We start from the raw sequence: 23,820 nt of genomic DNA, 5'->3' as shown, positions 1-23,820 counted from the left end.
TGCAGTATGCGGGGAGAAGATGACAAACAGGTGTCACCTAGTTGTCATATTAGCGGCGCTGAAGTAAACGCGCAGCGTCTAGGGCAAAGTAGGTCAGAATGCCATCTGCCCCTGCCCGTTTGAAACACATCAACGATTCCAGTATCACCGGCTCCGCTTCCAGCCAGCCGTTATCGAAGGCCGCACGGTGCATGGCGTACTCGCCGCTGACTTGATAAGCGAAGGTGGGTACCTGTAGTTCGCTTTTTACCCGCCGCACGATATCTAAGTAAGGCATGCCGGGCTTGACCATCACCATGTCGGCGCCTTCGGCGATATCCATGGCCACTTCGTGTAGCGCTTCATCGCTGTTAGCGGGATCCATTTGATAGGTGCGCTTGTCCGCTTTGCCTAAGTTGGCAGCTGAACCGACTGCATCGCGAAAAGGCCCGTAGTAGTGCGACGCATACTTGGCGCTGTAGGCCATAATACGCACGTTATGCAGGTGTTCCTGCTCCAACACCAGACGAATAGCGCCGATCCGCCCATCCATCATGTCGGAAGGGGCGACGACGTCGGCACCGGCTTCGGCATGGGAGAGTGCCTGTTTGAGCAGCGTATCCACCGTGCGGTCATTCTGCACATAGCCGTGTTCGTCAAGGATGCCGTCCTGGCCGTGGCTGGTATAAGGGTCAAGCGCCACGTCAGTGATGATGCCTAATTCGGGCAGCGCTTGTTTGAGGGCGCGCACGCTGCGCTGAACTAGACCGCTGGCGCTATAGGCCTCTTCAGCAAGCTCACTCTTGTGCTCGGGGCCAACCACAGGAAACAGAGCCAGCGCTGGAATACCCAGTTCATACGCCTCGCGAGCTTGCTCGATCAGCAGATCGATAGAGAGCCGTTCAACACCTGGCATGGAAGCAACGGCTTCACGCTGATTTTCACCTTCCAGTACGAACACCGGCAGGATTAGGTCAGAGGGAGACAGGCTCTTTTCCTGCATCAACCGGCGTGAGAAATCGTCGCGGCGCATGCGGCGCAGTCGCGTGGCGGGAAAGTGGCGGGCAGTGGGTGTATTCAAGGGTCTCTCCATAGAAGTCGTAAAGATCAGCAATCGTGAACATTAAGGATCGAAAATAAATATGCCTGAAGGCCTGGCGTCAGTATATCAGCCATACCTTGCGGCGAAAGGCGTCTTGTGGCGACACGCCAGACTGACTAAAGTGAGCGATTGCTTTGCTGTATTGCGTTCGGCAGACCCTGGGATAAGGAGATAAGCATGACCAAACAGGTGGCGGTGATTTTAGCCGGCTGCGGCGTCTACGATGGTTCAGAAATATACGAGACCACGCTAACGCTGCTGCGCTTGGATCAGTTGGGTATCGGTTACCGTTGTTTTGCCCCAGATATAGAGCAGCACCATGTGGTTAATCACCTCACTCAAGAGGTGGTAGAGGGCGAGCAGCGCAACGTGCTGCTGGAGTCTGCCCGCCTGGCGCGGGGAGAGGTCAGCCCGCTGGAGGAGTTAGACGCTGACAGCTTCGACGCAGTGATCGTGCCCGGCGGTTTTGGCGTCGCCAAGAACCTGTCGGACTTCGCCAGCGCCGGTGACAGTATGCAGGTTCTAGATGCATTAAAAGCGGCCTTGGTGGGGTTTCGCGAAGAGGCCAAGCCAATTGGTTTGATGTGTATTTCCCCCGTACTGGTACCCCGCCTATTGGATGAGGGCATTGCGGTAACGGTGGGCAATGACCCGGCGGTTTCCGGGGCCATTAGCGCCATGGGCGGCCTGCACCGTAGCTGCGGCGTAGAAGATATCGTCGTGGATCTTGAACATCGTGTGGTCACTACGCCTGCCTATATGCTGGCAACGCGTATCAGCGAAGCTGCTACCGGTATTTTTAAGCTAGTAGACCGCATTGCCGAAATGATGGATTAAGCTCGACGCTGTGCTCTAGATAAAAAACCGCCGCCATGGTTAATGGCGGCGTTTTTTAAGTATCTGCACCCTGACCCCGTGCTTAGAGGTCTGCTTCTTGCTCTTCGGCGGCCTCTTTCTCCTCTTTGCGCTTACGCACCAGGCGTCCAAACAGTAGCCCGACTTCATAAAGCAGATACATTGGTATCGCCAGTAGACTCTGAGAAATCACGTCTGGTGGTGTTAGCAGCATGCCGACAACGAAACAGCCTAGAAGAATATACGGGCGCTTTTTAGACAGGCTCTCCACCGTCGTCGCGCCCGATAAAATAAGCAAAAAGGTCGCAATGGGAATTTCAAACGCTACGCCGAAGGCAAAAAACAGCTTAAGAACGAAGTTCAAATACTGATTAATGTCGGTCATGACGGCGACGTTTTCCGGCCCGGTCTGAGTGAAAAACTCAAACAGCAGTGGAAATACCACGTAATAGGCAAACGCCGCGCCGCCGTAGAAAAGTGCAATACTCGAAACCAGAATCGGTATCGCCAGCGCTTTCTCATTGTCGTAAAGGCCCGGCGCGATAAACGCCCAGGCTTGGTGTAGCACAAAGGGAATAGCAATAAATACCGCAACCACCAGGGTGAGCTTGAACGGCGCCAAGAACGGCGAAGCGACTTCCGTGGCGATCATCTGCGAGCCTTCAGGCAGTAGCGCCATTAACGGCTCGGCCACAAAGGTGTAGATATCATTGGCAAAGGAGTAGAGGCCCAAAAAGACCACCAGGATAACGATCACGGCGCGCATTAGCCGTGAGCGTAGCTCGATCAGGTGCTCAATCAGGGGGGCTTGGCTCTGCTCTTCCCGCGGCTCCTTTGAATCGCCAGACATACTCATTGGTGATTACGATCCTTATTAAGTGCAGCCGACTCAGGGTTAGGCGTTTCAGGTTCGGCCTCGCGGGTGGGCGTAGCCGAGGCAGGTGTAGATGATGACGGAGGCGTTTCTTCACGCACCGTTTGCAGGGCGTCATCCAATCGAGAGCTGGCCTTGGCAACCCGCTGCTCAGTATCGCTCTGCGACGCTGGCGCTGCGTTTGAGGGGCTATCGGCAATGCTCTCTACGTCCAACTTGGCTTTCTTCAAACTGTCATCGAGCTTCTTTTGCTGTTCGTTGAGCTTTTGGCGCAGCTCTTCTGCTTCCAGTTGGGCGCTGATTTCACGCTGCATACCGGATACCGTACGCTTGATTTTACCAATCCACATGCCCGCCGTTCGGGCGGCGCGGGGCAGCCGTTCCGGCCCAAGCACCAACAGCCCGACGACGCCAATCAGCATCAGTTCAAGAAAGCCGATATCCAGCATGGTTTATTTGCGCTCTTCGTTGCGGTCGTTGGCGGCCTGTTTCTCTTCGGCTTGAACGTCATAAGTGTTGCCCGGCTCTTCATGGCTCACTTTGGCATGGGGTTGGTCGGCGTCGTCTTTATCTGCCTCTTTATTTTTTTCTTCATCGTGCATGGCTTTCTTGAAGCCCTTGACCGCCCCGCCCAGGTCGGTACCCACGTTACGCAGTTTTTTGGTGCCGAAAACCAGGATGATGATGCCCAGTACAATCAGCAACTGCCAAATACTAATGCCACCTAACATATGCGTTTCCTCATGGGAGCAAGTTAACTTTCATTGTTGATGCAAACGTTGATGCAAGCGCTGATGTAAACATGGCTACTACCAGCGTTACCACTACATTACGCGCGTTACCACTATGCAACAGCGATATGTGGTAACTATGGCTGGCGGGCGGCTTTTTCCTCGTGTCCGGAAATGCCGAAGCGCCGTGCCAGTTCGTCTAAAACGGCCTGATGATCCATTCCCAGGTGTGACAGCATCACTAGGCTATGAAACCACAGGTCGGCGGTTTCAGAAATCAACGCTTGGCGTTCAGCCTCGCTACCATGCTCAGCATCTTTTGCCGCAAGCACTGTTTCTGTCGCTTCCTCGCCCACCTTTTCGAGTATCTTGTTCAAACCCTTATGATGCAAGGAGGCAACATAAGATTCTTCTGCCGCTGCATGGCGCCGCTGCTTTAACACCTCATTGAGCGTATCCAGCACATTGGGGTGGCTAGTCGAATTGTTAGGCGTTAATGCGTTGCTGTCCATGGGAATCCTTGTAAACGTTTAGTGCGTCACTCTATTGCCACACCAGCAGCAGTAGGCCAATGGCGGCGGCCGCTAGTATCGGCCACTCCTGAAGCGCAATCCAACCGCTTAATGGCTGCCACGCCAGTGCCAGCGCCAGTAGAATCAAGCCAAGCCGCAGGCGGTAAAGGCGTTTAACCTGGCGCGCCATCTGCACCCGCATGGCGTTGATCGAATCGACCTGCTGATGGCGCTGGCGATGCTCATGCTCCATGCGGCTAAGCGCCTGATGAGCCAGTACGGGCAGTTCGGGCAACTGGTGCGAAAGTTCCGGCGCCTGACGCTTTAGCGACTCCCATAAACCGCTCACCCCGGCACGCTCTTTCATCCACTGCTCTAAATAGGGCTTGGCGGTGCTCCACAGATCTAGATCCGGATAGAGTTGGCGCCCCAGGCCTTCAATATTGAGCAGCGTTTTCTGCAACAGTACCAGCTGCGGCTGCACTTCCATATTAAAGCGCCGCGCGGTTTGAAACAGCCCCAATAGCACTTGGCCGAAGGAGATATCTTTCAACGGCTTCTCTAAAATGGGTTCACAAACGGTGCGAATCGCCGCTGCGAACTCATTGGCTCGGGTATTTTCGCCCACCCAGCCTGACTCAATGTGCAGCGCAGCGACTTCGTAATAGTCCTGGTGGAAAAACGCCAGTAGGTTCCGCGCCAGGTAGTCCTGGTCTTCCCGCGTCAGGCTGCCCACAATGCCGCAGTCGATGGCAATGTACTGGGGATCTTCGGGGTTGTCACAGTTGACGAAGATATTGCCTGGGTGCATGTCCGCGTGGAAGAAGTTGTCGCGGAATACCTGGGTAAAGAACAGTTCGACGCCGCGCTCGGCAAGTTTCTTCAAATTAGTGCCACGAGCAATCAGGGTATCTAAATCGGCGACCGGAATACCGCGAATGCGCTCCTGCACCATCACGTGCCGGCGGGTGAAGGGCCAGTAGATGGTGGGTACAAACAGCAGCGGTGAGTCTTTGAAGTTACGCTTGAGCTGCGAGGTATTGGCGGCCTCTTTGTAAAGGTCCAACTCGTCAAACAGCGTGGCTTCGTAGTCGCGAATGACTTCCACCGGGCGCAGGCGGCGCGCCTCGGGGATTTTGGAGCATAATTTGGCGACTTGGTACATCAGCGCCATATCCTGGCGCATCACGCGATCGATGCCGGGGCGAATAATTTTCACCACCACGTCTTCGCCGCCGTGCAGCCTTGCCGCGTGGACCTGGGCAATCGACGCCGAGGCCAAGGGCACTCGATCGAACTCAGCAAAGGCCTCTTCCAGCGACACTTCCAGCGCTTTCTCGACCCGGTCGGCGGCTTGATCACCTGGAAAAGGCGGCACCTGATCCTGCAGGCGTTTAAGCTCATCGGCGATATCCGCTGGCAGCAGGTCGCGGCGGGTCGAGAGCATTTGGCCGAATTTAATAAAAATCGGTCCTAACGCCTCCAGCGACAAGCGCAGTCGTTCGCCCCGTGAGCGCTTGCCAACGGGGATCAATCGTAGCGGAGAAAACCACAGCAGCGCCCGGAGCCACCAGGGCAGCCGCTCTAACGGCAGCAGCGTGTCCAGTCGGTGGCGGCTGATCACCCAGCTGATCCGTAGCAGGCGCAAACTCATGGGCGCGTCTCCTGTGGCGCAAGCTGAAGCTGTTCTAGTCGTCGCTGTAAGCGGTTTAGGCGCGCTTCCAGGCGATCGGTCGCCACCTCTAACTCGGTCAGGTGCTCGCGGAGCAGGCTACGCTGCTGCGGCCCAGGCAGCAGGCGTGCCTCTTCAAAGACATATTCAGATACATCCTGCATCAGCTCGTCTTTGGCGCGCAGCCCCCAGCGGGCAGCGCGCCGCAGGCCTTCGGCCAGGGAGTGGGCGGGTATATCGCCCAGCCAGTGGGCCAGCTCGCTCTCCCAGTCGATGTCCAGGTCGAAGAGCAGGTCTCGAGTGGCTTCAAGCAGATGAATACGCCCGCGCACGGCCAGCTTGCCATCAAACATAAGGCGTTCAATCGAAGCGCCGCTGATCCACTCGGAAAACGTTTCCGGAGTGAGTTCTACCACTGCGTCTACGTCGGTTTCATCAACGTCATCGCCGCGCATCAGGTCGAGCCCGGCGTGATGGTAGTGAATGACCAGCGCTAAGTGAGGCTGCTCAAGGCGAACCAGTAAACGGCTGCCCGCCAGTGCCGCTAGCCGTGCAGGGGCCGCGGGGTCGCGGGCGAGCAGGGCGTTGAGCGTGCGTTCACAACCGGCCAGTAGCAAGGTCGGGGTTACCAGCATGCTGACCTCTGGGCCTGTAGCGTCTGAAACCTCATAGCTTAATGCCGCGGTGCAGTGCAACGATACCGCCGGTCAGGTTGGTGTACTCAACCCGCTCAAGCCCTGCCTCTTCCATCATGGCTTTGAGCGTTTCCTGATCCGGGTGCATACGAATCGACTCCGCCAAGTAGCGATAGCTGTCGCCGTCGCCCGCCACCAATTCGCCCATTCGGGGCAGCAGGCGGAAAGAGTACTCGTCGTAGGCCTTGGAGAGCAGCGGGTTGTTGGGCTTGGAGAACTCCAGCACCAGTAGGCGACCACCGGGCTTGAGCACCCGGGCCATGGAGCGTAGCGCGGCGTCTTTGTCGGTGACGTTACGTAGGCCAAAGGCAATGGTGATGCAGTCGAAGCTGTTGTCGGGAAACGGCAGGCTTTCGGCATTGGCTTGAACATACTCGACGTTGCCGCCTACGCCGTTATCCATCAGCTTGTCGCGGCCGACTTTGAGCATGGAGGCGTTAATATCGGCAAGTACGACTTTGCCCCGGGGGCCAACCATACGGGAAAACTTAAGCGTTAAATCCCCCGTGCCGCCCGCGATATCCAGCACGTGGTGACCGGGGCGCACGCCTGCGCGCTCAATGGTAAGGCGCTTCCATATCCGGTGGATGCCCATGGACATCAGGTCATTCATCACATCGTAGCGGGCAGCCACAGAGTGGAAAACATCAGCCACTCGCGAGGCTTTTTCATCAACAGGGACTTCCTGAAAACCAAAGTCAGTGGTGCGTTTTTCTGTGGGGCTCATTGGGCAGTAGCTCCCGAATTCGAGGCGGTGGCAATTCGACCGTAAGTCCTTTTGACCTTAAGGCCGACGCGATTAAAAGTTAACGCCATTGTAGCCTTGTCCACCCTGGCTTGTCTGCCTGGCTTCTTGTATAGGCCTGAGTCAGGTAGTCACAGTTGTTTGAATTGAATACTGGCGGGCTCTCGTGAGGCACCGGCCTCTTTTAAGCGCTGCAAGTAGTTGTTCCAGTAGGCCTCTTGGTGGGTAGCGAGGTCATACAGATAGTTCCAGCTAAACAGCCCGCTGTCATGGCCATCGTCAAAGTGCAGTTTCAGCGCGTAGTTGCCCGCCTGGGTAATATTCTGTAGACCGACATCTTTTTTACCCACTTGCAGTACCGCCGTATCGCCGCCGTGACCGCGTACTTCGGCGGAAGGCGAATAGACGCGTAAAAACTCAACCGGGAGGTGAAAACTCTCCCCATTGGCGTAGCCAAGTTCCAGCTCGCGATTCTGCTTATGGTAGTGAACCCGAGTGGGGGTAGGGGCATTCATGATCAGACCTCATCGCTAAGTGTCCATGGCTTATGAACATAGCAGCAAGCCCGCAAAGAGCGGGCTTACTGTTGCTGACTATACCAGTGCTGATAATAACGGCAGACGTAGCTTATAGAATATACCGCGACAGATCTTCGTCGACCGCCAGTTCGCCAAGCTGAGCATTGACGTAGTCGCCGTCAATGACCAGCGGGCTCTCCATATCGCCGCCTCGGAAAGAGGCTTCCTCTAACAGCCGCTCCATCACCGTGTGCAGGCGGCGAGCGCCGATATTTTCGGTGCCTTCGTTAACCTGCCAGGAGATCTGAGCGATGCGCTCGATACCGTCGGGGGTAAACTCAACGTCGAGCCCTTCGGTGGCCAGCAGCGCTTGATACTGCTTGGTCAGTGAGGCGGAGGGCTCGGTAAGAATGCGCTTAAAGTCGTTGGGCGTAAGCGCGTCGAGCTCAACGCGGATCGGCAGGCGGCCCTGAAGCTCCGGAATCAGATCCGACGGACGCGACAGGTGGAAGGCACCGGAGGCGATAAACAGTATGTGATCGGTTTTTACCATGCCGTACTTGGTCGAGACGGTGGAGCCTTCAATCAGCGGCAGCAGATCGCGCTGGACGCCTTCACGGGAGACTTCGCCACCGCTGGACTGGCCGCTGCCCTTGGCTACTTTATCGATTTCATCCAGGAACACGATGCCGTGTTGCTCGACCGAGTAGACCGCGCGGGACTTGATCTCTTCCTCGTTGACCAGCTTGCCCGCTTCTTCATCGCGCAGCAGTACCAGCGCCTCTTTGACCGTGACGCGGCGGTTTTCACGCTTCTGCTGGCCCATGCTGGAGAACATGCTCTGCAGCTGGCTGGTCATCTCTTCCATGCCCGGGGGCGTCATGATGTCGATGCCTTGGCCCTGGGAAGATACTTCGATATCGATCTCTTTGTCGTCCAACTGCCCTTCGCGAAGCTTCTTGCGGAAGGTCTGGCGTGTGCCGTTATCTTCCCGCGGCTTATCTTCCTGGCCACGGGGCGGCGGTAGAAGGGCGTCTAGCACGCGGTCTTCTGCAGCATCTTCGGCGCGGTGGCTAACTTCCTCTTTGGCCTGTTCACGGACCATCTTGATCGCTGCTTCCATTAAGTCGCGAATAATCGACTCAACATCCCGGCCCACGTAGCCGACTTCGGTAAACTTGGTCGCTTCAACTTTAATAAACGGCGCTTTGGCCAGCTTGGCCAGACGGCGGGCAATCTCGGTTTTACCCACACCGGTGGGGCCAATCATCAAAATATTTTTAGGCGTGACTTCAGGGCGCAGGTCGTCATCGAGCTGCATACGGCGCCAGCGGTTACGCAAAGCGATTGCAACGGCGCGTTTGGCATCCTGCTGGCCAATAATGTACTGGTCTAGAGCGTGAACAATTTCGCGGGGTGTCATCTGAGTCATATAAGTAACCTTTGTGGGCAATGAGCGGCGTTTGGGGATCGCGTGAGTTGATTAGCGACCGTCAATCGACAGCTCTTCGAGGGTCACATGGTGGTTGGTGAATACACAGATATCACCAGCGATCGAAAGCGACTTCTCGGTAATTTCACGCGCCGACAGCTCGGTGTTTTCCAGTAGCGCACGGGCGCTAGCCTGGGCGAAGTTGCCGCCAGAGCCAATGGCAATAATGCCGCGCTCGGGTTCGACTACGTCACCGTTACCGGTAATGATCAGCGAAGCGCTGTGATCGGCGACTGCGAGCAGCGCTTCCAGGCGGCGCAGCGCCCGGTCGGTGCGCCAATCTTTGGCAAGCTCAACCGCGGCCTTGGTCAAATGGCCTTGGTACTTTTCCAGCTGCGCTTCAAAGCGCTCAAACAGGGTGAACGCATCCGCCGTGCCACCCGCAAACCCAGCCAGTACCTTGCCGCGGTAGAGGCGGCGTACTTTGCTGGCGTTACCCTTCATTACGGTATTGCCCAGCGATACTTGGCCGTCGCCAGCGAGGGCGACCTGGTTACCACGACGAACGGAGACAATAGTGGTCATGGAGATAACTCCTTGGGGGAGGCTCGCTCCCGATGACTGGCAGGTCACTCAACAAGCGACCATTGTTTAAGCGTTCACAACAAAATGCGGGCGGCTGATAAAAAATCAACCGCCCGCAACTATTCAGGATGGGATTATTAGTTTTGCAGTTGGATAAGCAGGGGCTCGATACCTTGGGTATTCATTAAATCCTGGGCGCGGTTCAGCTCCCGGGTGTCTTCGTAAGGCCCCACTTGTACCCGGTGCCAGGTACTGCCATCTGCCTGTACCGCGCTGATTTCCGCCAGCAGGCTTAAATTACGCAGTCGGCCGCGCAGCTGCTCGGCGTCGCTTGCCTCTCGAAATGAAGCCGCCTGAAGCATATAGCGCCCTGGGGTATTGGTGGCCGCTTCATTCTCTTGGGCAGCCGAGACCTGATCTTCGGGCCGGGTATTGGCGGCAATGACTTGGGCAATGGGGTCGTCGCCTGCGGCGACGGAGGCCGCATCGCTATCGACCGTTTGTTCGGGAGTCTCCGGGCGCACTACGCTTGACGGCAGCGTGACGCCGGGGGCAATGACCTCGGTTTCCGGCAGCAGGGTATAAAACTCAAACGTCGGCATCGAGGGTTCGGCGGCTTCCTCGGTTTCCCGAGCGGCGGCGCGCTCTTCGCTACCCGAGGGCTTAGGCACTACCGTGGCCTGAGGTGCTTCGCTCTGCTCTTGCCAGGGGGCGGTGCCGTGCTGGTGCTGAGCCAGAAAGAAGCCTGCCGCCATACCAGCAAGTCCCCACAGCCAGCCGGGTAGGCGGAAGCCGCCTGAGCTGCGCTTGGACTTGCGCTGCGAGGTGGCGCCGCGGCGGGGGGCGGGCTTTTTGCGCGGGCTAGCCATGGCTTACATCTCCTCTGGGGCGCTAACCCCCATTAAATCAAGCCCGTTGCGTAGCACTTGACGGGTGGCGAGGCCTAGCGCCAAGCGCGAATTGCGCAGGGTGTCGTCATCGACCATTACTTTGACGGCGTTGTAGCAGGTGTGGAAGTCGCCGGAAAGGTCGAGCAAATACTGGGCAACCTGCTGGGGCTCGCGGTTTCTGGCGGCGGTTTCTACTACTTCAGGGAAGCGCGCTAGCCGGTTAAGTACGGCTTTCTCCTGGTCGCTGTCCAATAACGCCAGGTTGGCCAGTGCCAGGGCATGATCAAACGGCTGGTCGGCATCCTGGGCTTTGCGCAGCATGCTGCAGACTCGGGCATGGGCGTACTGGATGTAGTAGACCGGGTTGTCATTCGACTGGGAGCGGGCCAGGTCGATGTCAAAGGTGAGCTGTGAGTCGGCGCGGCGGGCGGCGAGGAAGAAGCGCGTGGCGTCGCGACCCACTTCGTCGATCAAGTCGCGCACGGTGACATAGCTACCCGCGCGCTTGGAGAGTTTTACCTCGACGCCTGAGCGGGTAACCATGACCATCTGGTGGAGCACGTAGTCGGGCCAGCCTTTGGGAATGCCGACTTCCAGCGCCTGCAAACCGGCGCGTACGCGGGTGACGGTGGAGTGGTGATCGGCGCCCTGTTCGTTGATCACGGTTTTGAAACCGCGCTGCCACTTGTCCAGGTGGTAGGCCACATCGGGCAGGAAGTAGGTGTAGCCACCGTCTTGTTTGCGCATTACGCGGTCTTTGTCATCACCGAAGTCGGTGGTGCGTAGCCACATGGCGCCATCTTCTTCATAGGTGTGGCCCGCGTTCACCAGCTTCTCAACGGTGGCATCCACCTTGCCATCTTCATAGAGCGATGACTCTAAGAAATAGACGTCAAACTCCACGCCGAAGGCTTTTAGATCCAGATCCTGTTCGCGACGCAGCCACGCCACGGCAAACTCTTGAATGGCGTCTAAATCATCCGGGTCTTTTTTGGCGGTGACTTCACGGTCATCGGCGCTAACCGTTTTACCTGCTAGGTAATCGTTGGCGACATCGACAATGTACTCACCACGATAGCCATCTTCGGGCCAGCTGGCATCGTCAGGGCCCAAGCCTTTTACCCGCGCTTGTACCGAACGCGCCAGGTTGGCGATCTGGGCGCCCGCGTCGTTGTAGTAGAACTCGCGGGTGACATCAAAACCGGTGGCTTCGAGCAGGCGGCATAGGCAGTCGCCAATGGCCGCGCCCCGACCGTGACCTACGTGCAGCGGGCCGGTGGGATTGGCGGAAACGAACTCGACCTGAACCTTCTCTCCTTTGCCGACCATGCTGCGGCCAAAGGTGTCGCCGCAGTCGAGCACCTGGGCAACGATTTGCGCCGCGGCATCGGCGGCGGCGAAAAAGTTGATAAAGCCGGGGCCCGCAATCTCGGTTTTTTGGATAGCGTCGCTTTCGGGTAGCGCGGCTACCAGCGCGTTGGCTAATTCGCGCGGATTTTTACCTGCTGGTTTGGCCAGCATCAGCGCCAAGTTGGTGGCGTAATCGCCGTGGGCCTTGTCTTTGGTTGGATCCACTTTGATGGTGGGCTGAAGATCGTTTGGCAGCACGCCCTGGTGCTTGAGCGCGGTGACCGCGCCTTCGAGCAGAGAAACTATCGTATCTTTCATGTAGGTATCCGGTTACGTCTGTGGCGGCGTGTGCTAATGCGCAGCAGTAAAGTTGCGTCGGTAAGGCGGCTATTATCGGCAATTGAGCCGCAGTTTCAAAGGCGTGTTGCTAAACAAGTGCCAAGAGATAAGCGCTAAGCGAGAGTTTGTGGGTCGATATCAATCGACCAGCGTACCTTGCGTGCTTCGCGATTGGCTTCCAGCCACTGCACCAGCCAGCTAACGGCCGGGTGTAGTTGGCTGCGTTTATCGGCTGCCAGCATAACGTGTAAATGGTAGCGGTTCTGGCGTCTTTCCATCGGTGCGGGTACCGGTCCCAAGCAGCGGGTGGCTACGCCGGACTCTTTTAGCCATTGGCGCAGGGCCTGGGCAGCCTGTTGCGCCATGGCCAAAGCTGCCTCCTCTTTTGGGCTTTCAATGCGTAGCAGCGCCATAAAACAGAACGGCGGCAGCTGAGAAATGCGTCTTTCTTCCAGCATATTGCGCGCGAGGGCCCCGTAGCCATGTTCAGCCAATTGGCCCAAGTGAGGGTCGTCGGGGTGCAGTGTTTGCACCAGCACTCGGCCTGGGTGGGCGGCGCGACCGGCACGGCCCGCCACCTGTTCAAGCAGTTGGGCGCTGTGCTCTAGGGCGCGAAAATCAGCGGCGTAGAGGCCGCCGTCGGCATTGACGACCACCACAAGTGTGACGTGGGGCAGGTGGTGCCCTTTGGCGAGCATTTGAGTGCCGACCAAGACGCAGGGTTCGCCGCGCTGAATCTCTTTGAGTACCTGTTCGAAACTATCCTTCCGCCGGGTGCTATCCCGGTCGATGCGGTGGATAGTGGTTTTCGGGAACAGCGTTTGCAACGTCTCTTCGGTGCGCTCCGTGCCACTGCCCAAGGCGCGCAGGTCGCCGCTGCCGCAATCGGGGCAAGCGTCCGGCAGGGCGCGGCGGCTATCGCAGTGGTGGCAAGCCAGTAGGGGAGGCTGGCGGTGTAGCGTCATGCGTGCGTCGCACTGGCCACACTCGGCCATCCAGCCGCAGGCGTGGCAGGCAAGAGTCGGGGCAAAGCCGCGCCGGTTGATAAAAATCAGCACCTGCTTGCCAGCGCTCAAGGTGCTTTTAATCGCCTTGATGGCACCGGGTAACAGGCCCCCCTGGCGGCGCTGGTGGCGTAGATCAATCAGCTCCAGCTTGGCTGGCGGGTGCTGGCTGGGGCGCTGGGTCAGGCGCAGATGGCGGTAAGCGCCGCTAAGCGCCTGGTGCAGGCTCTCCAAGGAGGGTGTGGCACTGCCCATCAGCAGCGGAATTTTATGGTAGTGGGCCCGGGCCACGGCTAAATCGCGGGCGTGGTAGCGCAAGCCGTCGTGCTGTTTGTAGGAACCGTCGTGCTCTTCATCGACAATAATCGCGCCGGGGTTGGCCAGCGGGGTGAAAATCGCCGAACGAGTGCCAATAATGATCAGCGCCCGACCGCTGGCGGCGGCTTCCCATACATCTAACCGTTCTGGATCGGTAAGACCCGAATGCAGCGCCACCACGGGCACCCGAAAGCGGCTTCTAAAGCGGGCAAGCGTCTGTGGGGTTAAGCCAATTTCCGGCACCAGTACCAGCGACTGCTTGCCCTTGGCGGCGACGGCTTCAATAAGCTGCAGATAGACTTCCGTTTTGCCGCTGCCGGTGACACCTTCGAGCAAGCAGGGGTGGTAGCCATCGAGCTTCTCATGCAGTGCGGCCAGCGCCGTCGCCTGTTCGCGGTTAAGCGGCAGAGCTGGCGTTGCCAGTAAGTTGCCGCTGGGGGGCGTTGGGGCCGTGAGGATGTGTTCCTGGCTGGATGCCAGGCCTTTCTTCTCCAGCGCTAACAGCTGGTCGCGGGCAAAACCGTGGGCGCTAACCGCGCGGCCGGGCAGCCCATGAGGATGTTGGCGCAGCAGCGCATATAGCTCGGCTTGCTTGGGCGCTCGGCTGAGTATGTCTTCTGCGCCTTCGCCTTGGGCAAGCCAGAGCGTCTGGGTACGACCCGCCATGGGGTGCCCCTGGCGTAGCCGTGCAGGCATGGCGTGGTGCAAGGTGTCGCCTAGACTGTGCTGATAATAACGAGCGGCAAAGCGGCATAGCCACAGCCAATCCTCCGGCAGCGGGGCATCATCCAGCGCTTCACTGATACTACGCAGTTGGCTGCGCGGAAGGTCGCTGTGGTCGGCTAATTCGACGACCACGCCAACGACTTCGCGACGCCCAAAGGGCACCCGCACTCGCAGTCCCGGCAGCCAGCCGCAGGAGGGCGCTTCCCTGGACGGCAAGTAGTCGAACAGGCGGCGCAGCGGCGAAGGCAGGGCGACCTTAAGCACCTGATTAAAAGCTTGAGAAGGTCTTTGAGACTGTCTTTGCGAAGATGCCTGTGAAGAAAAAGAGTCAGCCAATTGGCCTCCGGCGTTAGTTTTGCTAGAATATGCGACCGCTCTGAATCCTAACGATCTTTATCGATCTATTTGTAAAGACCTATCGTAACGACAGAGCGGCTAACCGGTTAGTCGTTTTTTCCAAACCCTTATGCGGTGCCTGGCATTAGATCAGGTGGCGGCATATAGCTTCGTGAGGCTCGAAATGAGACAAGGTATTCACCCGAATTACAACACGGTCACCGCCAACTGTTCTTGCGGCGCCACTTTCCAAGTAGGTTCGACCTCTGGTCAGGACTTCTCTTTGGACGTGTGCTCCAACTGCCACCCGTTCTACACCGGTAAGCAGAAGCAAGCGACCACTGGTGGCCGCGTAGAGCGCTTCAACAAGCGTTTCGGCGCTGCTGTTAAGCGCGGCTAATCCTAGTCGGATAGCCATATCGGCAGCAGGCCTGTTCTTATCAGGCTAGGCTCCCGCAAAACCCACGCCCCGGCGTGGGTTTTTTGTTATCTGGATATGCTTGCTGTATTAGTTTTATGTGGAAAAATTTTCCATAAATTTTGCGTTGCAGCAATAAGCAAAGCGTTATGGGTGAACGATGTTTGCATAAGTTTCTGCAAATGGTGGCTAAAAGTGACGAATGTGAAGGGAAAATTCAGTTAAACGAGCGTTTTGTTGTAAGTTGACGGCGTGCTTGAGGCGCTATGGTTTTTTCTATATTCTGAAACGACTTATCTACTTTATGTTAACTGGACTCTGACCATGACGGATGCAAATAAGCAGGCTGCTTTGGATTATCACGCGAAACCGATTCCCGGTAAGCTTTCGGTGGAGTTGACCAAACCCACCGCAACTGCACGGGATTTGGCGCTGGCGTATAGTCCTGGCGTGGCTGAGCCAGTACTTGAAATTGCCAGGGATGCGGAAAATGCCTACCGCTATACCGGCAAGGGCAATCTGGTAGCCGTGATTACCGATGGCAGCGCTATCCTGGGGTTGGGTAATCTGGGCCCACTGGCCAGCAAGCCAGTAATGGAAGGTAAAGGCGTGCTGTTCAAGTGCTTTGCTGGCATTAACTCTGTGGATATCGAAGTGGATGCGGAGAACCCGCAGGCGTTTATCGATACCGTCGCGCGCATTGCCGATACCTGGGGCGGCATCAACCTTGAAGACATCAAGGCGCCGGAGTGTTTTGAAATTGAGAAAGCGCTGATTGAGCGCTGCAGCATCCCGGTCTTCCACGATGACCAGCACGGCACCGCAATTGTGACGGCGGCAGGCATGCTTAATGCCTTGGATATCGCTGGCAAAAAAATTGAAAACGTTAAGATCGTTTGCATGGGCGCAGGTGCAGCGGCGATTGCCTGCATGCGGCTGCTGATCTCATGTGGTGCTAGTAAAGATAACCTGGTGATGCTGGATCGGCGTGGCGTTATTCACACCGACCGCGAAGGCATTAACGAATATAAAGCCGAGTTCGCCCGCGATACTGAGATGCGCACCTTAGACGATGCTATCGACAACGCTGACGTCTTTATCGGCCTATCAGGGCCTGGGCTCCTCTCCGCTAATCAGGTGAAGAAAATGGCGCCTGATCCGGTGATTTTTGCATGCACCAACCCGGATCCGGAAATTCACCCTGACGTTGCTCGCGAAGTGCGTCCGGATGTGATCATGGCGACTGGCCGTTCTGACTTCCCCAATCAGGTCAACAATGTGCTGGGCTTCCCGTTTATCTTCCGCGGCGCTTTGGATGTTCGTGCCACCCGCATTAATGAAGAGATGAAGCTGGCCGCGGTTCACGCACTAAAAGACCTGGCCCGCGAGCCCGTGCCCCAGGAGGTGCTGAACGCCTACGAACGCACCGAGATGAGTTTTGGCCGCGAGTACATCATTCCCACGCCGGTCGATATTCGCCTGCTGGCAAGGGTCTCTTCGGCGGTGGCGCAAGCCGCGGTTGATTCCGGTGTCGCGCGTAAGCCTTTCCCGGCGCACTACCCGCTGCAGTCAATTAACGACGTCTACGGCGGCTAAGCTCCTAGCTTATTCACTGACTTACGCCCGCTACTCGCGGGCGTAAGTGTTTTGAGAGACTGCCTAGTTAGTCTTGTGAATAGCGCGTTAGCCCTTCTTGAGCGGTGGAGGCCACTAAGCGGCCATCGCGGCTATAAATATGCCCCCGTGCCAGCCCGCGAGCGCCGCCTACCCAGGGTGAGTCGATAACGTATAGCAGCCAGTCGTCCAGGCGGGTGTCCTGGTGGAGCCACAGGGCATGGTCAAGGCTGGCGATGCGCAGCTTAGGGTCTCGGTACTCAATGCCGTGGGGAATCAGGCTGGTGGTCAGCAGGTTGAAATCCGAGGCGTAAGAGAGCAAGTGGCGGTGTAATGCTGGGTCGTCTGGCAGCGTACCGGAAAGACGAAACCATAAACATTGGCCAGCGGGTGTGCCGTTATCGGGGTTGCCGGGTAGATGCACAAACTCAATCGGGTGACCGGGAAAGCGGTCGTGCTTGGCCTCGCCGCTCTCGATTAACGCTTCGGGTGTCGGCACATCCGGCATGGCACGCTGATGGCTAAAGCTCATCTCTTCGCTTTGAAAGGAGGCGCTGCAGAAGAAGATCGGTCGGCCTTTTTGAATAGCGGTGACGCGTCGGGTGGTGAAGCTGCCGCCGTCGCGAATGGTATCCACCTGATAGACAACGGGGCGATGTGGGTCACCGGGGCGCAGGAAGTAGCCATGCTGAGAGTGCGGGCGGCGCTCGTCGGGTACGGTGCGCGCGGCTGCCGCAAGCGCCTGGCCGAGTACCTGGCCACCATAGAGCTGGGGAAAGCCTAGATCCTGGCTCTGGCCACGAAATAGCGTCTCTTCCAGCGTTTCTAGCTCCAGTAACGCTACCAGTTTGTTCAGCGCGTCTGTCATTCTCGGTATCCTTGCGGCTGTCTCTATAAGATGCTGTCGGTGAAAAGCGAGCTGCCACAGCAGCGGGCAACCCTTTCATACGATCGTTTAGCTACCTTAGCGGAGTTTACGTTTATGCGCAGCGATGAATTTTACATGCATCGGGCACTTGACCAAGCCCACCTGGCCGCTGCTGCGGGCGAGGTGCCTGTAGGGGCGGTGGTTGTCGATGCGCAGGGAGAAATTATTGGCGTCGGCTGCAACGCCCCGGTGGCGAGCTGCGACCCTAGCGGCCACGCGGAAGTTCGTGCTCTGCGCGAGGCGGGCCAGCACCAGGGAAATTATCGCCTTGAGGGCTGCACGCTGTTTGTCACCTTAGAGCCGTGCATGATGTGCTCAGGCGCGATGATCCATGCCCGCCTAGCGCGGCTGGTGTATGGCGCCGCCGAACCCAGGGCTGGCATGGTCGAATCTAAAGCTAACCTGTTGGCGCAGCCGTGGTTTAACCATCAGATATTGGTGACCGGGGGAGTGTTGGCGCCAGCCTCGCAAAAACTGCTAAAGAGCTTTTTTGCCGCGCGTCGAGAGTAGCCAAGTGAGTAGTTATCCGCAGGCGGGTAACGGGTCAGTGAAGTGGTAGGTGGCAGGAGGCTTTTAATTAAGCGGCGGTACAAGCTCGAACAATAGCAGTGGGTCATCGTTGACAGCCGTTTGTTCTAGTTGGAAAAACTGCTGGCGGCTGCGCTCAACATACTCAATCATTTCGTAGTAGCGGCGGATATTGCGTACGTATATTACCGGCTCTCCACCGCGCGCATAGCCGTGACGCGTCTGGCTATGCCACTCCCGCTGCTGCAGCAACGGTAGCGCAGCGCGCACATCTGCCCAGCTATCAGGGTCGCCGCCGCGCATTTCAGCAATCTTGCGAGCGTCGTATAAATGCCCAAGGCCTACGTTGTAGGCCGCCATGGCCATAAACAAGCGGTCATCACCGGTAATGCTTTCCGGTAGGCGGTCTTTAATACTGCGTAAATAGCGGGAGCCGCCATCAATACTCTGTGCGGGGTCGGTACGGTCAGCGATACCCATTTCACCCGCAGTGGGGTTGGTCAGCATCATCAGACCTCGCACCCCAGTTGGCGATACAGCATCTGGATCCCAGTGCGACTCCTGGTAGCCCACGGCAGCGAGTAGCTTCCAATCAAACCCCGTTTCTCGGGCGGACTGCTGGAATAGCTCCGTGTAGCGGGGTAAACGCGCATCCAGGTGATCAAGGAAGGTACGGGTGCCTACATACTCCAAATAGTCGTCATGGCCAAAGTAACGGCTGACTAGCCGATCCAGTATGCCGCTTTCCTGAAGGTCTTGGAGGAAGCGATTGGCGGCTTCCAGTAACCCCAAGCCGCGGTCGCTGGGCACCGCCCACACCATGGAGAGCGGGTCGCCAAGGATAAAACCGCGCTCAACGTTGGGGAAAAACAACCGGTTTAAACGAAACTGATGTTCAAAAATAACCGCAGCGTCCAGCGTGCCGTCCTCAACCCGGGCCAGCAGTTCGGCGACCTCCAGCTCGTGGGACTCTTTCCAGCTCAGTGTGGGGTGGCGAAGCTGCAGGTCGCGCAGTGCTTCGCTGGTACCCGCTTCGCTAAGCGTACCAAGCTCCAGGCCGACTAGGTCGCTCGGCTCACTAATACCATTCAGGCCGCGCCGGTATACTACCAGCGGCTGCATCTGAATAATCGGCCGAGTGTAGTGAATACCAGTGGGGGCGGGTAATAGCGGTAGCGCCGCCGCGCCCAGGTCGCCACTTTCGCGTACCGCCGGGAGCACGCTCTCGGGGTGATGGCGGGCGTTAAGGTTAAGGCTCACCCCCAGGTAGTCGGCAAAGCGGTGCATTAGCTCGTACTCAAAGCCGGTAGGGCCTTGGCGACCTTCGTAATAAGTGGTGGGCGTGTTGCGGGTGTGTACGGTAATAAAATCTTTTGCAGTGATCTGCGTAAGATGCTCGCCGGGAGGAACCAGGGAGAGCGTCGGTACGAGGGTCAGTAGCGTAATGGCGATCAGCGCATAAAAAGCGCCAGCACAGGCTACAAAATGTCGGCAAATCAACGTCAGCATGGCGTCTTGTCGGCATGAAACAATCTGCCACGATACCCAGCCAGGGGCAGGCTGTCACCTTGTTGATTTCGTGTGGCGGCTGGTTTCCAGTATCATAGGCGTTTTCCGGTACCATATTATCTGTGTTTTCCGGCACCATAAAAGCACGGCCGCCTGGCGGCCCGGTGATTTCCCTGCTCGAATTTCCCTGCTCTAGAGGCTTCAGGATATGCTCGAACTGCGAGGCGCGCCCGCCCTTTCTGACTTCCGTCATGCTCGGCTGTTAACGGTGCTGCGTGAACGTATTCCCGAGGTGGAAGCGCTGTCTGCCCATTATGTTCATTTCATTGATGTTCATTCCCATGACCGCCCAGATGAGTTGGATGACGCTGCCCGCGAACGTTTGGTGCAGTTACTTGATTACGGCACTCACTCGAGCGTAGAGGTTCCCGAGCGCGCCCAGCGCTTTTTGGTGGTGCCGCGCCTGGGCACTCAGTCACCCTGGTCTTCAAAAGCCACTGACATCGCCCACAACTGTGGCTTGCACCAAATTAGCCGCATCGAGCGCGGCATCGATTACCGGGTCAGCTTTAGCGCTATGCCCGACGAAGAGGGTTTGAATGCGCTGGCGGCACTGCTGCATGACCGGATGACCGAAACCGTGCTGGTAGATGCCTCGGACGCCGCTAAGCTGTTTGCCCAACACGACCCGGCACCGCTGGGCAGTGTGGATATTCTAGAGGGTGGCCGGGATGCGCTGGCAACGGCCAACCAGGCCTTGGGGCTGGCGCTGGCAGAAGACGAAATCGACTATCTTGTCGATGCCTTCAATGAGCTGGGGCGCAACCCCAGCGACGTTGAGCTGATGATGTTTGCTCAGGCCAACTCTGAACACTGCCGTCACAAAATATTCAACGCCGATTGGGTGATCGACGGCGAGCCCCAGAGCCACTCGCTGTTTAAGATGATCAAGAACACCTTTGCATCATCGCCGGACAACGTGCTCTCGGCCTACAGCGACAACGCTGCGGTCATTAAGGGCAGCCAGGCCGGGCGCTTCTTTGCCACGCCGCTGACGGGCGCCGACGATGAACGTGCGCTTTACGCCACCCATCAGGAACCCATTCATATCCTGATGAAGGTTGAAACCCATAATCACCCCACCGCGATCGCCCCTTTCCCGGGGGCGGCGACTGGCTCGGGTGGTGAAATCCGCGACGAGGGCGCTACCGGCATCGGCGGCAAGCCCAAAGCGGGCCTTTCGGGCTTTACGGTTTCCAACCTACGCATTCCGGAGTTCGTGCAGCCCTGGGAAGCCTTTGATTACGGCAAACCAGGGCGGATGGAATCGGCGCTTAACATTATGCTCGAGGGCCCCATTGGCGGTGCCGCGTTCAACAATGAATTTGGTCGCCCCAATCTAACTGGCTATTTCCGCACCTACGAGCAGGAGTCGCTTAACGAAGGCGGCATTGAGCGTCGCGGCTTCCATAAGCCGATTATGCTCGCCGGTGGTTACGGCAATATCCGAGCCCACCATGTTCAGAAGGGCGATATCCCCGTTGGCGGCAAGCTGATTGTGATGGGTGGCCCGGCGATGCTGATTGGTCTGGGCGGCGGTGCAGCCTCCAGCATGTCATCCGGCACCTCTAGCGCCGATTTGGATTTTGCCTCGGTACAGCGTGAAAACCCCGAAATTGAACGCCGTGCCCAAGAAGTGATCGATCGCTGCTGGGCACTGGGCGACCACAACCCGATCCGCTTTATCCACGACGTGGGCGCCGGTGGGCTCTCCAATGCGCTGCCGGAACTGGTCAAAGACGGCAATCGTGGTGGCCGATTTGATCTGCGCGCGGTGCCCAACGCCGAGCCGGGCATGAGTCCGCTGGAAATCTGGTGTAACGAAGCCCAGGAGCGCTACGTGCTTGCGGTCGCGCCAGAGGATTTGGATACTTTTGATGCGCTATGTAAGCGTGAGCGCTGCCCCTATGCGGTCGTCGGCGAAGCCTTGGAAGAGCACCACCTTGAAGTGCGCGACGGCCACTTTGAAAGTAAGCCGGTCGATTTGCCAATGAGTGTACTGTTCGGCAAAGCACCCAAGATGCAGCGCGAATTTGCCCGTCACGACCCTGAGCTGTCCGGCGTAATGCTCGATAACCTCGACCTGCGCGAAGCGTTGGATCGGGTGCTGCGTCTGCCCACGGTCGCCTCCAAAAATTTCTTGATCACCATTGGCGACCGCTCGATTACCGGTCAAGTGGCTCGGGACCAAATGGTCGGCCCCTGGCAGGTGCCGGTCGCCGATGTCGCGGTAACCACGGCAAGCTTTGATAGTCATGCTGGTGAAGCCATGGCCATGGGGGAGCGTCCGCCGGTCGCATTGATCAACCCCGCGGCTAGCGCCCGTCTGGCGGTCGCCGAAGCGATCACCAATTTGGCGGCGGCACCGATTGCCAAACTTAGCGACATCAAACTCTCTGCTAACTGGATGAGCGCGGCGGATCACCCAGGTGAAAACCAGGCGCTTTACGATGCGGTTTATGCCGTAGGTATGGAAATGTGCCCGGCGCTGGGTATCGCGATTCCGGTGGGCAAAGACTCGATGTCGATGCGTACGGCTTGGAAAGATGAGGACGAGCAGGGCCAATACGAAGATAAGAGCGTGACGTCGCCGCTTTCGCTAGTGGTGACCGGCTTTGCCCCGGTGACCAACGCTTTGGCGACGCTAACCCCGCAGATTAATCTGGATCAAGACGAATCGGATCTGATTTTGATTGATCTGGGCAGCGGTCAGAACCGCTTGGGCGGCTCAGCACTTGCTCAGGTGTATGGGCAGGTAGGCAGCGACTGCCCGGATGTAGACGACCCGGAAGATATCAAAGCATTCTTCGAAGTCATTCAAGGCCTGAACCGCGACGGCAAGCTGCTGGCGTATCACGACCGCAGCGATGGCGGCCTGCTGGTCACGCTGCTGGAAATGGCCTTTGCCGCCCACGCCGGGCTTGAGATTAAACTCGACTGGATGATCGATGAGCCAGTAGAAGCGTTGAACGCGCTGTTCTCGGAAGAGCTGGGCGCAGTGATCCAGGTCAACCGTGAACACACTGAAGAAGTGCTGGCGCAGTTTGCCGTGGCCGGTATCGAAACCTGTGGCGTTATCGCCCGCCCGCGTTACGACGACCAGGTGCGCGTTACGCTGTTTGAAGAGCCGCTGCTGGAAACTACTCGTCAAATTACCCAGCGTACCTGGACAGAAACCAGTTATCGCATGCAGGCGCTGCGCGATAATCCTGAATGCGCTAAAAACGAATTCGATAATCTGCTCGATAGCCGCGACCCAGGGCTATCCGCCACGCCAACCTTTGATATCAATGAAGATATAAGCGCACCGTTCGTTAACACCGCCAAGCCTGCCATGGCGGTGCTGCGTGAGCAGGGCGTCAATGGCCAGGTAGAGATGGCCTGGGCTTTCGATAAGGCCGGGTTCGAGGCCGTCGATGTACATATGAGCGACATCCTCGAAGGGCGCGTTTCGTTGGATGAGTTCAAAGGGCTTGTGGCCTGCGGCGGCTTCTCCTACGGCGACGTGCTCGGCGCTGGCGGTGGCTGGGCCAAGTCGGTGCTGTTTAACAAGCGCGCCCAGGAGCAGTTTGCGGCCTTCTTCGCCCGTGAAGACAGCTTTTCGCTGGGCGTATGTAACGGTTGCCAAATGCTCTCGCAGTTGAAGTCGCTAATTCCTGGCGCTGAAAACTGGCCGACCTTCGTGCGCAACGAATCCGAGCAGTTTGAGGCGCGGGTTTCCATGGTTCGGGTTGAAAAGAGCCCCTCGATTCTGCTCTCCGGTATGGAAGGCTCTCAGCTGCCCATCGCCGTGGCTCATGGTGAAGGGCAGGCGGAGTTCCGCGACAGCGCTCATCTGCGCAGCATGCAGTCGAGCAACCAAATCGCCCTTCGCTATATCGATAACTACGGCCAGGCGACTACGCGCTACCCGGCAAACCCTAACGGCTCGCCGGCAGGCATTACCGGCCTGACCACGCCGGATGGCCGGGTGACCATTATGATGCCCCACCCAGAGCGTGTTGCTCGGGCGGTCACCAACTCCTGGCGCCCGGCGGAGTGGACGGAAGATGGTGCCTGGCTGCGGCTATTCCGCAACGCTCGCGTATGGTTGGGTTAGA

Annotated in this window: 21 protein-coding genes; 5 read left to right on the top strand and 16 right to left on the bottom strand. The window is 57.8% G+C overall.

The genetic code is table 11. From position 1 onward, the window contains the following. Positions 1-49: 49 nt before the first annotated feature. Positions 50-1,060 (bottom strand): porphobilinogen synthase, encoded by a 1,011-nt coding sequence (gene hemB, locus QHL1GM_RS09175; RefSeq protein ID WP_071694204.1) that lies wholly within the window; start codon positions 1,058-1,060, stop codon positions 50-52. Between the two features lie 198 nt (positions 1,061-1,258). Between hemB and elbB the strand changes: the two genes are divergently transcribed. Beyond that, positions 1,259-1,918: an isoprenoid biosynthesis glyoxalase ElbB gene (gene elbB / locus QHL1GM_RS09170; RefSeq protein ID WP_071694203.1), complete on the top strand. Its 660-nt coding sequence runs from the start codon at positions 1,259-1,261 to the stop codon at positions 1,916-1,918. An 82-nt stretch (positions 1,919-2,000) separates the two neighbouring features. Here the strand turns inward: elbB and tatC are convergent, their stop codons facing one another. The 13 genes from tatC to QHL1GM_RS09105 all read right to left on the bottom strand — a co-directional run bounded on the left by tatC (position 2,001) and on the right by QHL1GM_RS09105 (position 14,591). After that, on the bottom strand, positions 2,001-2,792 hold the full coding sequence (gene tatC, locus QHL1GM_RS09165) for a twin-arginine translocase subunit TatC (protein ID WP_071694202.1): 792 nt from the start codon (positions 2,790-2,792) through the stop codon (positions 2,001-2,003). Next, the gene (gene tatB / locus QHL1GM_RS09160) at positions 2,789-3,259 is read right to left on the bottom strand and encodes a Sec-independent protein translocase protein TatB (protein ID WP_071694201.1); all 471 of its coding nucleotides are present in this window, start codon (positions 3,257-3,259) and stop codon (positions 2,789-2,791) included. Before tatB ends, tatC begins: the two co-directional genes overlap by 4 nt. Before the next feature lie 3 nt (positions 3,260-3,262). Next, positions 3,263-3,541: a Sec-independent protein translocase subunit TatA gene (gene tatA, locus QHL1GM_RS09155; RefSeq protein ID WP_071694200.1), complete on the bottom strand. Its 279-nt coding sequence runs from the start codon at positions 3,539-3,541 to the stop codon at positions 3,263-3,265. A gap of 137 nt (positions 3,542-3,678) precedes the next feature. Beyond that, complete coding sequence (locus QHL1GM_RS09150) at positions 3,679-4,053, bottom strand: phosphoribosyl-ATP diphosphatase (protein ID WP_071694199.1); 375 nt, start codon at positions 4,051-4,053, stop codon at positions 3,679-3,681. Between the two features lie 31 nt (positions 4,054-4,084). After that, entirely contained in the window at positions 4,085-5,707 is a 1,623-nt protein-coding gene (gene ubiB, locus QHL1GM_RS09145; protein WP_071694198.1) for a ubiquinone biosynthesis regulatory protein kinase UbiB, read from the bottom strand. Next, positions 5,704-6,360, bottom strand: a complete 657-nt coding sequence (locus QHL1GM_RS09140; RefSeq protein ID WP_071694197.1) for an SCP2 domain-containing protein — start codon at positions 6,358-6,360, stop codon at positions 5,704-5,706. The genes ubiB and QHL1GM_RS09140 overlap by 4 nt, the downstream gene beginning before the upstream one ends. 31 nt (positions 6,361-6,391) lie before the next feature. Continuing rightward, positions 6,392-7,147, bottom strand: coding sequence for a bifunctional demethylmenaquinone methyltransferase/2-methoxy-6-polyprenyl-1,4-benzoquinol methylase UbiE (gene ubiE, locus QHL1GM_RS09135; RefSeq protein WP_071694196.1), 756 nt, complete (start codon positions 7,145-7,147; stop codon positions 6,392-6,394). 149 nt (positions 7,148-7,296) lie between these two features. After that, positions 7,297-7,680 (bottom strand): gamma-butyrobetaine hydroxylase-like domain-containing protein, encoded by a 384-nt coding sequence (locus QHL1GM_RS09130; RefSeq protein ID WP_071694195.1) that lies wholly within the window; start codon positions 7,678-7,680, stop codon positions 7,297-7,299. A 112-nt stretch (positions 7,681-7,792) separates the two neighbouring features. Beyond that, positions 7,793-9,115 (bottom strand): ATP-dependent protease ATPase subunit HslU, encoded by a 1,323-nt coding sequence (hslU, locus tag QHL1GM_RS09125; protein ID WP_071694194.1) that lies wholly within the window; start codon positions 9,113-9,115, stop codon positions 7,793-7,795. Positions 9,116-9,166: 51 nt separating this feature from the next. Beyond that, positions 9,167-9,700 carry an ATP-dependent protease subunit HslV gene (gene hslV / locus QHL1GM_RS09120; protein WP_035585510.1) on the bottom strand — a complete coding sequence of 178 codons (534 nt, stop codon included), beginning with the start codon at positions 9,698-9,700 and terminating at the stop codon, positions 9,167-9,169. A gap of 137 nt (positions 9,701-9,837) precedes the next feature. After that, positions 9,838-10,569: an SPOR domain-containing protein gene (locus QHL1GM_RS09115; protein WP_071694193.1), complete on the bottom strand. Its 732-nt coding sequence runs from the start codon at positions 10,567-10,569 to the stop codon at positions 9,838-9,840. A 3-nt stretch (positions 10,570-10,572) separates the two neighbouring features. Beyond that, positions 10,573-12,258, bottom strand: coding sequence for an arginine--tRNA ligase (gene argS, locus QHL1GM_RS09110; RefSeq protein WP_071694192.1), 1,686 nt, complete (start codon positions 12,256-12,258; stop codon positions 10,573-10,575). 134 nt (positions 12,259-12,392) lie between these two features. Beyond that, positions 12,393-14,591 carry a primosomal protein N' gene (locus tag QHL1GM_RS09105; RefSeq protein WP_071694191.1) on the bottom strand — a complete coding sequence of 733 codons (2,199 nt, stop codon included), beginning with the start codon at positions 14,589-14,591 and terminating at the stop codon, positions 12,393-12,395. 256 nt (positions 14,592-14,847) lie between these two features. On the opposite strand from QHL1GM_RS09105, the gene rpmE reads away from it, so the two are divergent. Then, complete coding sequence (gene rpmE / locus QHL1GM_RS09100) at positions 14,848-15,063, top strand: 50S ribosomal protein L31 (protein WP_071694190.1); 216 nt, start codon at positions 14,848-14,850, stop codon at positions 15,061-15,063. A 342-nt stretch (positions 15,064-15,405) separates the two neighbouring features. Next, entirely contained in the window at positions 15,406-16,677 is a 1,272-nt protein-coding gene (locus QHL1GM_RS09095; RefSeq protein WP_071694189.1) for a malic enzyme-like NAD(P)-binding protein, read from the top strand. Positions 16,678-16,744: 67 nt separating this feature from the next. Here QHL1GM_RS09095 and QHL1GM_RS09090 read toward each other — a convergent pair whose 3' ends face one another. Beyond that, positions 16,745-17,563 (bottom strand): acyl-CoA thioesterase II, encoded by an 819-nt coding sequence (locus QHL1GM_RS09090; RefSeq protein WP_071694188.1) that lies wholly within the window; start codon positions 17,561-17,563, stop codon positions 16,745-16,747. Positions 17,564-17,698: 135 nt separating this feature from the next. On the opposite strand from QHL1GM_RS09090, the gene tadA reads away from it, so the two are divergent. Beyond that, on the top strand, positions 17,699-18,133 hold the full coding sequence (gene tadA, locus QHL1GM_RS09085) for a tRNA adenosine(34) deaminase TadA (protein ID WP_254795278.1): 435 nt from the start codon (positions 17,699-17,701) through the stop codon (positions 18,131-18,133). Between the two features lie 63 nt (positions 18,134-18,196). Here tadA and mltF read toward each other — a convergent pair whose 3' ends face one another. Beyond that, positions 18,197-19,660: a membrane-bound lytic murein transglycosylase MltF gene (mltF, locus tag QHL1GM_RS09080; RefSeq protein ID WP_071694187.1), complete on the bottom strand. Its 1,464-nt coding sequence runs from the start codon at positions 19,658-19,660 to the stop codon at positions 18,197-18,199. 208 nt (positions 19,661-19,868) lie between these two features. Here mltF and purL point away from each other — a divergent pair, with 208 nt between their 5' ends. After that, complete coding sequence (purL, locus tag QHL1GM_RS09075) at positions 19,869-23,819, top strand: phosphoribosylformylglycinamidine synthase (protein ID WP_071694186.1); 3,951 nt, start codon at positions 19,869-19,871, stop codon at positions 23,817-23,819. The last annotated feature ends 1 nt before the right edge of the window (position 23,820 follow it).

Source organism: Halomonas sp. QHL1, assembly GCF_001882345.1.
Lineage (GTDB): Bacteria > Pseudomonadota > Gammaproteobacteria > Pseudomonadales > Halomonadaceae > Vreelandella.
This window is presented reverse-complemented; position numbering and strand designations above follow the sequence as displayed.